General features: G+C 67.6%; 13 protein-coding genes. 6 read left to right on the top strand and 7 right to left on the bottom strand.

Annotated elements, in window-relative coordinates; genetic code table 11:
• Positions 1–57: 57 nt before the first annotated feature.
• Positions 58–2076 carry an excinuclease ABC subunit UvrC gene (gene uvrC, locus ACWPN8_RS08420; protein WP_492240495.1) on the bottom strand — a complete coding sequence of 673 codons (2019 nt, stop codon included), beginning with the start codon at positions 2074–2076 and terminating at the stop codon, positions 58–60.
• A 416-nt stretch (positions 2077–2492) separates the two neighbouring features.
• Entirely contained in the window at positions 2493–3263 is a 771-nt protein-coding gene (locus ACWPN8_RS08415; protein WP_492240494.1) for an SDR family oxidoreductase, read from the bottom strand.
• Between the two features lie 97 nt (positions 3264–3360).
• On the opposite strand from ACWPN8_RS08415, the gene ACWPN8_RS08410 reads away from it, so the two are divergent.
• The 3 genes from ACWPN8_RS08410 to ACWPN8_RS08400 all read left to right on the top strand — a co-directional run bounded on the left by ACWPN8_RS08410 (position 3361) and on the right by ACWPN8_RS08400 (position 4977).
• Positions 3361–4176, top strand: coding sequence for a hypothetical protein (locus tag ACWPN8_RS08410; RefSeq protein ID WP_492240493.1), 816 nt, complete (start codon positions 3361–3363; stop codon positions 4174–4176).
• 39 nt (positions 4177–4215) lie between these two features.
• On the top strand, positions 4216–4590 hold the full coding sequence (locus tag ACWPN8_RS08405) for a hypothetical protein (RefSeq protein WP_492240492.1): 375 nt from the start codon (positions 4216–4218) through the stop codon (positions 4588–4590).
• A 219-nt stretch (positions 4591–4809) separates the two neighbouring features.
• Entirely contained in the window at positions 4810–4977 is a 168-nt protein-coding gene (locus tag ACWPN8_RS08400; protein WP_158285359.1) for an RSP_7527 family protein, read from the top strand.
• 109 nt (positions 4978–5086) lie between these two features.
• Here ACWPN8_RS08400 and ACWPN8_RS08395 read toward each other — a convergent pair whose 3' ends face one another.
• The gene (locus tag ACWPN8_RS08395; protein WP_492240491.1) at positions 5087–5395 is read right to left on the bottom strand and encodes a hypothetical protein; all 309 of its coding nucleotides are present in this window, start codon (positions 5393–5395) and stop codon (positions 5087–5089) included.
• 24 nt (positions 5396–5419) lie between these two features.
• A complete protein-coding gene (locus ACWPN8_RS08390) occupies positions 5420–5812 on the bottom strand; it encodes a DUF983 domain-containing protein (protein ID WP_492240490.1) in 393 nt (130 codons plus the stop codon).
• A gap of 175 nt (positions 5813–5987) precedes the next feature.
• On the opposite strand from ACWPN8_RS08390, the gene ACWPN8_RS08385 reads away from it, so the two are divergent.
• The 3 genes from ACWPN8_RS08385 to ACWPN8_RS08375 are packed head-to-tail and all read left to right on the top strand — an operon-like array spanning position 5988 to position 8716.
• Positions 5988–6968: an ABC transporter substrate-binding protein gene (locus tag ACWPN8_RS08385; RefSeq protein WP_492240489.1), complete on the top strand. Its 981-nt coding sequence runs from the start codon at positions 5988–5990 to the stop codon at positions 6966–6968.
• Positions 6969–7025: 57 nt separating this feature from the next.
• A complete protein-coding gene (locus ACWPN8_RS08380) occupies positions 7026–7922 on the top strand; it encodes an ABC transporter permease (protein ID WP_109096315.1) in 897 nt (298 codons plus the stop codon).
• The gene (locus ACWPN8_RS08375; RefSeq protein ID WP_109096314.1) at positions 7919–8716 is read left to right on the top strand and encodes an ABC transporter ATP-binding protein; all 798 of its coding nucleotides are present in this window, start codon (positions 7919–7921) and stop codon (positions 8714–8716) included. Before ACWPN8_RS08380 ends, ACWPN8_RS08375 begins: the two co-directional genes overlap by 4 nt.
• Here the strand turns inward: ACWPN8_RS08375 and ACWPN8_RS08370 are convergent.
• The 3 genes from ACWPN8_RS08370 to ACWPN8_RS08360 all read right to left on the bottom strand — a co-directional run bounded on the left by ACWPN8_RS08370 (position 8713) and on the right by ACWPN8_RS08360 (position 11892).
• Positions 8713–10524, bottom strand: coding sequence for a monovalent cation:proton antiporter-2 (CPA2) family protein (locus ACWPN8_RS08370; RefSeq protein WP_492240488.1), 1812 nt, complete (start codon positions 10522–10524; stop codon positions 8713–8715). The two genes, ACWPN8_RS08375 and ACWPN8_RS08370, sit on opposite strands and share 4 nt — an antisense overlap.
• Positions 10525–10626: 102 nt before the next feature.
• Positions 10627–11469 (bottom strand): FTR1 family iron permease, encoded by an 843-nt coding sequence (locus tag ACWPN8_RS08365; RefSeq protein WP_109096312.1) that lies wholly within the window; start codon positions 11467–11469, stop codon positions 10627–10629.
• A gap of 75 nt (positions 11470–11544) precedes the next feature.
• The gene (locus tag ACWPN8_RS08360; protein ID WP_109096311.1) at positions 11545–11892 is read right to left on the bottom strand and encodes a cupredoxin domain-containing protein; all 348 of its coding nucleotides are present in this window, start codon (positions 11890–11892) and stop codon (positions 11545–11547) included.
• Between the last annotated feature and the right edge of the window lie 141 nt (positions 11893–12033).

The raw sequence follows: 12033 nt of genomic DNA, 5'->3' as shown, positions 1-12033 counted from the left end.
GAGGATGTCGCCGCACGGCGCCCGTGAGAGAGCCGGCTGAATTCGTGTGCCTGCATTCTAACCATCGGGATGGAAGTGATCGTATATCTTTTTCGCAACGGTCCGATTGATCCCTTCCACCGCCTCCAGATCGGCAAGCCCGGCGCGCGACACGGCGGCACCGCTGCCGAAATGGTGCAGCAGGGCCTTCTTCCGGGCGGGACCGATGCCGGCGATCTCGTCGATGGGCGATTTGCCGATGGCCTTGGTCCGCTTGGCCCGGTGTGTGCCGATGGCGAAGCGGTGCGCCTCGTCGCGCAGCCGTTGCAGGAAGTACAGCACCGGATCGCGCATCTCCATCTGGAAAGGCGGACGGTTCTCCATGAAGAAATGCTCGCGCCCCGCATCGCGGTCCGGCCCCTTGGCGATGCCGACCAGCGTCACATCGTCGATGCCAAGCTCCGCGAACACCTCAAGCGCGACGTTCAACTGGCCGAGACCGCCGTCGATCAGCACCAGATCGGGCCAGCTTCCCAGGCTGCGTTCCGGATCCTCCTTCACCGCCCGGCCGAATCGGCGGGTCAGCACCTCGCGCATCATGGCGAAGTCGTCGCCGGCGGCACCCTCCGTGCGGATGTTGAACTTGCGGTAGGCGTTCTTGATGAAGCCGTCCGGACCGGCGACGATCATCCCGCCGATGGCGTGCGCGCCCTGGATGTGGGAGTTGTCGTAGACCTCCACCCGCTCCGGCGGCGAATCCATCCCGAAGGCGGCGGCCACCCCCTCCAGCAGACGCGCCTGGCTGGAGCTTTCGGCCAGCCGGCGGCCATGCGCCTCGCGCGCGTTGGTCAGCGCATGCTCGACGATCCGGCGCTTCTCGCCGCGCTTGGGCTCCGCCAACTCCACCTTGTGCCCGGCACGGACCGCCAGCGCCTCGCTCAGCAGGTCCAGTTCCGGCAGGGCGTGGCTGACCAGCACCAGCGGCGGCGCCGCCTTGTTCTCGTAGAACTGGGCGATGAAGGCGGCGAGAACCTCGTCGGTATCCGCCGCCTTGTCGTGGCTGGGGAAGTAGGCGCGGTTGCCATAGTTGCGGCCGCCGCGGAAGAAGAAGACCTGGATGCAGGTCACCCCGCCCTCGGCATAGGCGGCGATGACATCGGCATCCTCCACCACCCCCTCGACATTGATGTCCTGGTGGGCCTGGATCGCCGTCAGGGCGCGGATACGGTCGCGGTAGCGCGCCGCCGTCTCGAAATCCATCGCATCGGAGGCGGCCATCATCCGGTCCGCGAACTCCGTCTGGATGTCCCGGCTCTTTCCCGACAGGAAGGCGCGCGCCTGATTGACCTGGGCCTGGTATTCCTCCGGGGTGACGCGGCCGACGCAGGGCGCCGTGCAGCGCTTGATCTGGAATTGCAGGCAGGGCCTGGTGCGGGCGGCGAACACCGTGTCGGCGCAGTTGCGCAGCAGGAAGGCGCGCTGCAGAGCCGTGATCGTGCGGTTCACCGCCCCGGCCGAGGCGAAGGGACCGAAATAATCGGCGTCGCGCCCACGGGCGCCGCGATGCTTGGTCAGCTGCGGATAGTCGTGGTCCTTGGTGATCATGATGTGCGGAAACGTCTTGTCGTCCCGCAACAGCACATTGTACCGCGGCATCAGCTTCTTGATCAGGTTCGATTCGAGAAGCAGCGCCTCCACCTCGGTGTGGGTGTTGACGAACTCCATCGTCTCGGTCTCCGCGACCATGCGCTGGAGCCTGACCGGCAGCTTTCCCACCTGGGTGTAGTTGGTCACCCGGCGCTTGAGGTTGCGCGCCTTGCCGACATACAGGACCGCCCCGTCGCCTGCCAGCATCCGATAGACGCCCGGCGTCTGCGGCAGGGTCTTCAGATGCTCCCGGATGGTCTCGACGCCCCGGTCGATGTCGGCCGGGCGCCGCTTCGGGCGCGCGACGGCACCCTCCCCTGCCGGCACCGCGTCGGTCGGGGCGGCCAAATCGGTCGAACCGTCTTCGGCCGAGCGATCTTCAGCGAAACCAGCTGCGGCATCGTCGGCCGAGGGGGAATCCAGGGGGTGTGAGGAATGCGTTTCGGACATGACCAGAATGTCGTCGAGCGGCCGCCGCGGGTCAACTGTTGGGCACAGGGAGGTCGCATGTGGATCGACTCACCCCTCCGAAAGAATATCCACGAAACCTGTGGATAAGTTTGTCGATAACGGAGGGAGTAGCCCGCCCGGAGCTAGGCGCCGCAAGGGATCGCATGCTTATGCCTATTTTTTGAGCATTTTTGCTAAGTCATTGATTTCACTAGGGCAGCTTCAAGTCAATGGCGGGAATTGACGCGCTGACACAAAATCGTCGCTGCGGCGCAGGCGCCTCTTGCGCGGGGTGGGGCACCTGTGTAAAACGCGCGGTCCTTTTCCTCGCCCCCGCCATCGACCGCCTCGATCCCGCCCACCGTCCGGCACCGGGGCTGGTGCGTCCACCCATGTTCAGGCGCTGTAACACGCCGTCATTCGGTGGGCACGAAGCCATGCGCCGGCTGCGCCCATCCCAGATGCTCCCCACCGTCCAGCGCGATCATCTGTCCGGTCATCGCCGGGGCGGCGATCATGAAGCGGATGGCGGCGCAAACCTCCTCGGGCGTGGTGCCGCGCCGCAGCGGGGTCGAGTCCCACTGTTCGGCGAACTCCTCCACCGTCTGGCGGTCGTTGCGCAGGGTCGGACCGGGACCAATGCCATTGACGCGGATCCGCGGGGCAAGCGCCAGCGCCATCGTCCGGGTCAGCGCCCACAGCCCCATCTTCGACAGGGTGTAGGAGACGAAATGCGGCGTGGGGTTCCAGACGCGTTGATCGATGATGTTGACGATCAGCCCGCTCTCGCTCTCCGGCAACCGCGACGCGAAGTCCTGCGACAGCACGAAGGGCGCCCGCAGGTTGGCCTCCATATGCGCGTCCCACGATTCGCGGGTCACGTCGGGAACCTCGTCGCGTTCGAACCGGGATGCGTTGTTGACCAGCAGGGTCAGTGGACCGAGCTGCTCCGTCACCGCCGGCACCAGGGTCTTCACCTCGGCCTCGCGGTCCAGATCGGCAGCGAAGGCCACGGCCCGTCCGCCCGCCCGTTCGATCTCCGCCACGACGGCGTCGGCCTCCGCGCGGGAGCTTCGGTAATGGACGGCGACGTCCCATCCCTGCCCCGCCAGATCGAGCGCGATGGCCCGCCCGATGCGCTTGCCGGCCCCAGTGACAAGGGCCGCTTTCCTCTTGATCTCGACCATGGCGCCATAGGTACCTTGCCACCCTCGCGGGTCAAGGGGTGAGAGGGCCAAAAAGCGAGGCGCCAGGGAAAGACCGACTGGAGGGAATTGGCCGGCGATGTTGCGCGAAGCCTTGGAATATCTGACCACACCCTGCCCGCCACTGGCCCGCAGGTTCGGCTATCTGTCGGAGATGGTGGCGCTGGGCGCCCGCTACCGGCGGCAGAGACGGGCATGGGCGCCGCACGTCGCCGCCTGCCACCGTTTCGTCGAACAGGCCATGGAATGGGCGACTCCGGGGGGGCGGGCGCTGGTCGCCGGGTCCGGGCTGCTGATCGAGATCCCGCTGGAAAGGCTGACGGCCCGCTTCGACGAGGTGGTGCTGGTCGACATCCTGCACAGCCGCGCCGTCCGCCGCCGGGCCGCGGCCCTGCCCAACGTCCGGCTGGTCGAGATGGACGTCAGCGGCGCCCTGGCTCCGCTTGCGGCGGCGCTCGACAGCCGCAGCCCGCTGCCGACCGGCTTCGTTGCGCCGTTGCCGGAGGAAGCCCCCTTCCGTTTCGCTCTCTCCTGCAACCTGCTGTCCCAGTTGCCCCTGCTGCCGCTGGAGGCGGTGGAACGCCGTGCGCCGAAGATCCCGGCGGCGGAGCGGATGGCCTTCGCCCAGCGCATGGTCCATGGCCATCTGTGCTGGCTGACAGCCATCGCCGAACATGCGGCACTGTTCACCGACATCGATGCCTCCTGGATCCATGGCGGCACCGTGACCGAGGTGGAGGATTCGACCTGGGGCCTTGCCCTTCCCGCCCCCGACATGTCCTGGCTGTGGGACATCGCCCCGGCGCCCGAGCAGGACCGTCGGCACGATCTGCGCCACAGCGTCGGCGGCTGGTTCGACGTGCGGTCGGTGACAAGTGCCCTTCCGCCCTGTTGAGGAAAGCGAAACCTCGACACAGCAGACGGGAGAGCACCCATGGCCACCAATGACCGCAATGACGGCCGCAAGACCGGCAACGCCACCGGCCCCGGCGACAATGCTCCCGGTGACAACGGCGGCATCGACGAGCGCGACATCCCGCTCGACATCCGCGAGACGCGCGATCATCTGGACGTTGACGAGGAGATCGAAGGCTTTCAGCGCATCATCGGTCCCGGCGCCGACGGCCCTGTCGACCAGCCCGACGAGGATTTCGGCATCCCCGGCAGCGAGGAGGCCGGCGGTCTCGGCACCGGCCCGCTGCCGCCGCGCCAGCCCGACCGGCCGCAGGGGCAGGCGGGAGAACGCCACAGCGACCGCATCGTCTCCGACCGCAACGTCGCGGTGGACGGCGCGCGCGACCGCGAGTGACCGGACAGGCGAACTGTTGCCCGCAGTCCGCTGCGAACCGTGTCCTGCGGCAATAGTTCGCACCTCCGTTGATTGAGGAAGCTGATACGGAAAACGTCGGTCGGCCTTGCACGGACCGCGCTTCATGGGACAGCGGCTCTGCCCTATCTTGATCTTCACAAAGCAAACAATGCCAAAGGGAGTGGACGTCTCTCACCTCACGTGGAGATTCCCAGAGCCATGACCATGTCAATCAACGAAGTCCGCGATCCCCGGAGCCACGACGAAATCATGCTGGCCGCCCGCCGGATGCGCGCCGAGTACCTGCGCGAGCTGTTCGGCCGTCTGCGCGCCAGCCTGTCCGGCGCCCGCGCCGACCATGGCACCGCCCTGCCGAGCGCGCGCTGACGGCAGGCTGCCCTGCCGCGAGCGGCGGGAGGCTGTTTGCACATAGAGTTACGGCACCGCGCCTGAACCGCACGGTGCCGTTTTCATGTCCGGACACTCTAAAACCCGCTCAAAAACGGCTGGTACCGTCGAAACTCTGTCTCCAGCCCTTCCATCCATTCAGAGCGCCGCAATAGGCTCCGATCAGCACAGGAAAGCCCAGGAACCACCGGCTGCCCTCAAGAATCCCGGCATGGGCGAAACCCCACACAATTGCCTGACCTGCGGTCGCAACGATGGCGCCGCAAACCGTTCCCAGTCCCAAAGGGCCGATCCTTTCCGCCAACGACGGATTCAAGCCGATGAGAAGGCTGCCGATACCTGATGGCCTGTTCATGATCCACACTTGACCACCCATCACCGCAATGATCGGTAGCAAGCTTGATCCTGGCGGGAATTCCCGTCAACCGACTCCTTCGCCATGTTCCGACCCCGGTGCGCCGGTGCTCCACAGCAGCGCCAGCACCAGCCCCTTGCAGCGCGGCAGCAGAAGCAGCGTCAGCAACAGGGTCAGCGACGGCCAGATCGTCAAATGCACCCAGGTCGGGGGCTCGTAGCTCTGCTCAACCGACAGCAGGGCGGGAATGACGATGTGGCCGACGATCAGGATCGTCATCCAGGGCGGTGCGTCGTCGGCACGCAGATGGCCATAGGCCTCGCCGCAGGCCGAACACCGGTCGACCGGCTTGAGGAAGTTCCGCAGCAGCCGGCCGCGCCCGCAATTGGGGCAGCAGCCGATCAGGCCGCGGAAGGAGGCGAGAAACTTCGACGGAGCCGTTCCGGTCCCTGCGATCATGGCCACTCCTTCCGTGTTGCCCACAATATAGGCTCTTCTTCGGCAAACCACACTCCCGATTGCGGGCAGGGCCGGCATGCCGCCCTATCCTGGCCTGGACGCCCCTGCTGCCGAGTTGACGGCGGCGCCCGCGCGGTCTAGGGGAAGACCTTTCCGTTGCGGAGATTTCCAAGCCATGTCCTTCACCCGCCTGTTGTGCGCCGCGGCGGCACTCGCCGCCTTCGTCGGTCCGATCGCCGCGCCGGTTTCGGCCATGGCGCAGAGCAAGACCGTCGCCATCACCGCCATCGTCCAGCACCCGGCGCTCGACGCCACCCGCGACGGCATCGTGGAGGCATTGAAGGACGCCGGCTTCGTCCAGGGCCAGACCCTGAAGGTGGAATACCAGAGCGCGCAGGGCAATCCGGCCACCGCCGCGCAGATCGCCCGCCAGTTCGTGGGATCCCGCCCGGACGTGATCGTGCCGATCTCCACTCCTTCGGCCCAGGCGGTGGCGGCGGCGACCCGCGACATCCCCGTCGTCTTCACTGCGGTGACCGATCCGATCTCGGCCCAGATGGTGAAGTCGATGGAGAAGCCCGGCGCCAACATCACCGGCCTGTCCGACATGGCCCCGGTGGGCGAGCATGTGGCGCTGATCCGCGAGATCCTGCCGCAGGTCAAGCGCATCGGCGTGCTGTACAACCCCGGTGAGCCCAACTCCATCGTGCTGGTCAAGGCGCTGAAGGACGAGGCGGCCAAGGTTGGCCTGAGCGTCGTCGAGGCCTCCGTGCCGAAATCGTCCGATGCCCAGCAGGCGGTGCGCAGCCTCGTCGGCAAGGCCGATGCCGTCTACATCCCGCTCGACAACACCGTCGTCTCGGCCCTGGAAAGCGTGATCGCGGTCGGCCAGCAGGCGAAGCTGCCGATCTTCTCCGCCGACACCGACAGCGTCGCGCGCGGCACGGTCGCCTCGGTCGGCTTCGATTATTTCCAGGTCGGCAAGCAGACCGGCGCCATCGTCGCCCGCGTCCTGAAGGGCGAGAAGCCGGGCGACATCCCGGTGGCGCTCGCCAAGGGCACCGACCTGTTCGTCAATCCCAAGTCCGCCGCCGCCATGGGCGTCACCCTGCCCGACGCGGTGGTGAAGCGCGCGACGAAGGTTGTCGGGCAGTAAGCGAACATCAGGGGGAGCGGAACGCTTCCCCCGCCAAGCCCTTTCAAAAGCACCGCAATGACTGAAATCGCCCTGTTCGGCGCCATCGAGATCGGCCTCGTTTACGCGCTGGTCGCCATTGGCGTCTATCTGTCCTTCCGCATCCTGGACTTCCCCGACCTGACGGTGGACGGAAGCTTTCCGCTGGGGGCGGCCGTCTGCGCGGTGCTGCTGATCGCCGGGGTCAACCCGTGGCTGGCCAGCCTCGCGGCGGCACTTGCCGGTGCGGCGGCCGGGCTGGTCACGGCGACGCTGAACGTCCGCTTCAAGATCCTGCATCTGCTCGCCAGCATCCTGACGATGATCGCGCTGTTCTCGGTCAACCTGCGGGTCATGGGCCGGCCGAACGTCGCGCTGCTGATGCAGGACACCGTGCTGACGCCCTTCTATGGGCTGGGGATTCCCGACCACATCGTCCGTCCGCTGGTGGTCGGCGTCATCGTCGCGGCGGTCGTCCTGCTGCTCGCCCGCTTCCTGGGCAGCGAGTTCGGGCTGGCGATGCGGGCCACCGGCGTGAATGCGCGGATGGCGCGGGCGCAGGGGGTCGACACCGATGCCCATGTCTATGCCGGCATCGCCCTGTCGAACGCCCTGACCGGTCTGGCCGGCGCCCTGTTCGCCCAGACCAACGGCTTCGCCGACGTCACCACCGGCATCGGCACCATCGTCGTCGGGCTGGCCGCCGTGATCGTCGGCGAGACCGTTCTACCCGCCCGCGCCCTGGCCCTGGCGCTGATCGGCTGCGTCGCCGGGTCGATCCTCTACCGTCTCGCGGTCCAGCTGGCGCTGTCGGCCGACGCCATCGGCCTGCAGGCCTCCGACCTCAATCTGGTGACCGCGGTGCTGGTCGCCGTCGCCCTGATCCTGCCGCGCCTGAAGGCGAAGGCCAGCCGTAGCACGAAAGCCGCCCGATGATCGTCGTCGAAGACATCCATGTCACCTTCGGGCGCGGCACGCCGCTGGAAAAGCATGCACTGCGCGGCGTCGATTTGACCATTCCCGAAGGCCAGTTCGTCACCGTCATCGGCTCCAACGGCGCCGGCAAGTCGACCTTCCTCGGCTCGCTGGCCGGCGACGTTCTGGCGGAGCAGGGGCGCATCGCTATCGACGGCACCGACGTCACCCGCTGGGACACGCCGCGCCGCGCCGGTCTGGTGGCCCGTGTCTTCCAGGATCCGATGGCCGGCAGCTGCGCCACCTTGACCATCGAGGAGAACATGGCACTCGCCGCTGCCCGCGGACGCCGCCGCGGTCTGGCGCCGGCGCTGGGCGGCGACCGCCGCAAGGGCTTCCGCGACCGCATCGCTGCGCTAGGGCTGGGGCTGGAGAACCGGCTGCACGACCGCATGGGCCTGCTGTCCGGCGGCCAGCGTCAGGCGGTCAGCCTGCTGATGGCGACGCTCGCCGGTTCCAAGATCCTGCTGCTGGACGAGCATACGGCGGCACTTGACCCGGCCACTGCCGACTTCGTGCTGGATCTGACCCGCCGCATCGTCCGCGACAACCGCCTGACCACGCTGATGGTCACACATTCGATGCGGCAGGCGCTCGACTATGGCGACCGCACGCTGATGCTGCACGAGGGCCGCGTCGTGCTGGACGTGGCGGGAGAGGAGCGCGCCGGACTGGACGTGCCGCACCTGCTGGCGCTGTTCGCCAAACAGCGCGGCGGGGCGGAGATCAGCGACGACAGCCTGCTGATCGGTTAGGCGCTGGCGGTTCTCGGTTCCGCCTCTCCCTGCACGGCGTCCTCGCGGTCTGCCTCGAACAGCGACTGAAGCTCGGCGGCGGCATCGCGCGAGGTCTGGATCAGCTTGGTCTCGTCATTGTGGACGGCATGCTGGCGGATCAGGGTGCGCTCGTCATGGGCGCGGAAGGTCTCCAGCGTCCGCCCGACCTCACCCTCCGGCATGCCCATCTGGCGCAGCACGTCGCCGGTCAGCCGGATGCTGCTGTCGAAGGTCTCGCGCACGATGTGGGTGACGCCGCGGTCCATCAGATGGTGGACATGGCGGCGGTTGCGGGCGCGGGCGAAGATGGTCAGGTTGGGGAAATGGCGCGTCGCCATCTCCACCACCCGCAGCGACTGCTCCATGTCGTCCAGCGCCACCACCAGCACCCTGGCCTTGTCCGCCCCGGCGGCGCGCAGAAGCTCGACGCGCGTCGGGTCGCCGTAATAGGCCTTGCTGCCGAACTTGCGAACGAAGTCGACCTGCGCCGCACTGCTCTCCAGCGCGGTGAAGGCGATGCCGCGCATCCGCAGCACGCGGCCGACCACCTGCCCGACCCGGCCGAAGCCGCAGATGATGACCGGCGGATTCTCGTCGGGCGGGGTGTCGAAGGGCCGCTTGGGCTTGCCGCTCATCAGGCGCGGCGCGAGCCAGCGCTCTTCCGCGGCGAACAGGAAGGGGGTCGCCAGCATCGAAAGCGTGACCACCAGCATGGCCGCCGACGCCTGTTCCCCCGCCATGGCGCCGCCGCCGACCGCCAGCCCGAACAGGACGAAGCCGAACTCGCCGCCCTGGCTCAGCACCGTCGCCATTCGCCCCGCCCCGGCCCAGGGCACACCGGCGATGCGGGCCAGAACCAGCAGAACCGCCCCCTTCACCACCAGCAACGCCACGGCAAGGCCGAGGAAGCGGATCGGGTGCGCCATCAGCGTCGGCACGTCAGCCCCCATCCCGACCGAAACGAAGAACAGGCCGAGCAGAAGCCCCTCGAACGGCTCGATGTCCGCCTGCACCTCGTGCCGGTATTCCGAATCCGACAGCAGGACGCCGGCCATGAAGGCGCCCAGCGACATCGACAGGCCGGCCTCCTGGATCAGCACGGCGGTGCCGATGACGATCAGCAGGGCGGTGGCGGTGAAGATCTCCGGCGCGCCGGCCCGGTCGACGGCATGGAAGATCGGCCGCAGCAGATAGCGCCCGCCGATCAGAACCAGCACCACCGCGACCACCGCCTTGGCCACCGCCATCCAGGCGCCGTCGGCCTGCGGAACGGAGCCGTTGCCCAGCAGCGGCAGCAGCGCCACCGCCGGGATGATGGCGAGGTCCTGGAACAGCAGGATCGAAAAGGCGTTGCGCCCGGACTGGTTGGCGAGCAGACCGCGCTCCGCCATCATCGGCAGGGCCATGGCGGTCGAGGACAGGGCGAAACCGAAGCCCAGCACCACCGCGGTCGGCCAGGCGAGCCCCAGCCCCCAGCCGCACAGCGCGGCGATTACCGCACCGGTGACGGCGACCTGCGCACCGCCCAGCCCCAGCACCGATTTGCGCATGACCCACAGGCGGGCGGGCCGCAACTCCAGCCCGATCAGGAACAGCAGCATGACGACGCCGAGTTCCGAGGCGTGGGCGATCGCCCCCACATTGGTCACCAGCCCAAGGCCCGCAGGCCCCACCGCCAGTCCGGCAGCGAGATAGCCGAGCGGCGCCCCGAACCCGAACCTTTTCGCCACCGGCACGGCGACCACCATCGCCGCCAGCAGCACAACCAACGTCACAAGCTCCGCCATATTCCCCGCCGCTCGACTGTCGCAGCGGCACTATGACGCGATTTCAACGGGCAAGGCCAGACGCTTGACCGTCAGCCCGGCCCTACACCGTCATGCTATTGATCATTCCGCGGCGGACGCAACCCGCGACCGGTTGGACGGCGAATTGCCGGCCGCCCAGCGGGTCAGCAGCAGAATGCCGACGACCACGCCGACATAGGCGATCAGCTGCGCCTCGGTCGGACGGTCGGTGTAGCCGACCAGAACATGCAACGCCTGCCCGATCAGGCTGTTGTCGCGCAGAATGGCCGAGCTGTCCCACAGCACCGTCCCGCCTGCATTCAGCATACCGCCCTGCGCCAGGAAATTGACCGCTGTGGCGGCCATGCCGGCGGCCAGCAGTGTCAGCAGCCAGGTGGTTGTGGCGAACAGGTGCCGCGTCGGGATCTGCACCAGCCCGGCATAGAGCAGGATCGAGACAAGCCCACCGAGCGCCACGCCCCCAAGCCCACCGGCGGCCACAGTGGCGATGCCGCCCTCCTCCGAGGCCAGGATTCCGGTCAGGAACAGCACGATCTCCGACCCTTCACGGAGGACGGCGACGCCGATGACGATGGCCAGTGCGGCCAGCGATTTCTCGCCGCTCCGCACCGCATGGCCGACCGCCTTCATGTCACGCGCCAGCTCGCGGCCATGCTGCGCCATCCAGGCATTGTGCCAAGCCAGCATGACGACGGCGATCAGCAGGACGGTGGCGTTGAACAGCTCCTGCCCGGTGTCGGCGAACAGCGAGCTGATGCCGTCGGCGAAGGCGGCGACGATGCAGGACCCGATGATGCCGCCGACGATGCCGAGCGCGATCCACCGGCCGCGCCCGGCCACCCCCTGGGTGGCGGCCAGCACGATGCCGACGATGAGGCCCGCTTCGAGGACCTCGCGAAAGACGATGATCAGACTGGCGAGCATGGTCGTCTCCGGTACGGGGCGGTCTCTGGCTTAAGACTGCGCCCTAAGACTGCATCGAACGGTCTTAAGACTGCGTCACTCGGCGATCACGGCACCTTGCGCCGTCGCCTCGTGGAACTCGCCGAAGAAGGGATAGCGCCCCGGCTTCAGCGGACCGACCATGACCTTGATCTGCTTGCGGCCGCCGACGATCTTCTCGACCTTCATCTCGCCGCTCTCGAACTCTTCCGACGTGGCGTCCTGGTTGTCGACCAGCAGGGTCACCCGCTTGTTGGCAGGCACCTTGACCTCGGCCGGTTCAAACTTGTGGTCCTTGATGACGATGGTGATCGCATCGTCGGCCCGGACCGGAGCGGCGCTCAGGAACGCAGCGCCGGACAGAGCCATGGCGCAGGCGGCGGAGAGCAGGGAAACACGGCGCATTCGCGGAAAACCTCGGGGGCTGGGGGCCTTTGCTTCTGAAAATCATTCTCACCCCAACCACCGAGGGTCAAATGAAAAGGCACCCGCAGGCTCCGCAACGCACCTGCGACGGAAACGCGCACCCGGCAGGAATGCGGCCGT

The sequence above is a fragment of the Azospirillum sp. UENF 112521 genome (assembly GCF_058780665.1).
The sequence above is the reverse complement of the archived record's forward strand: the minus strand, read 5'-3'. Positions and strand labels throughout refer to the sequence as shown.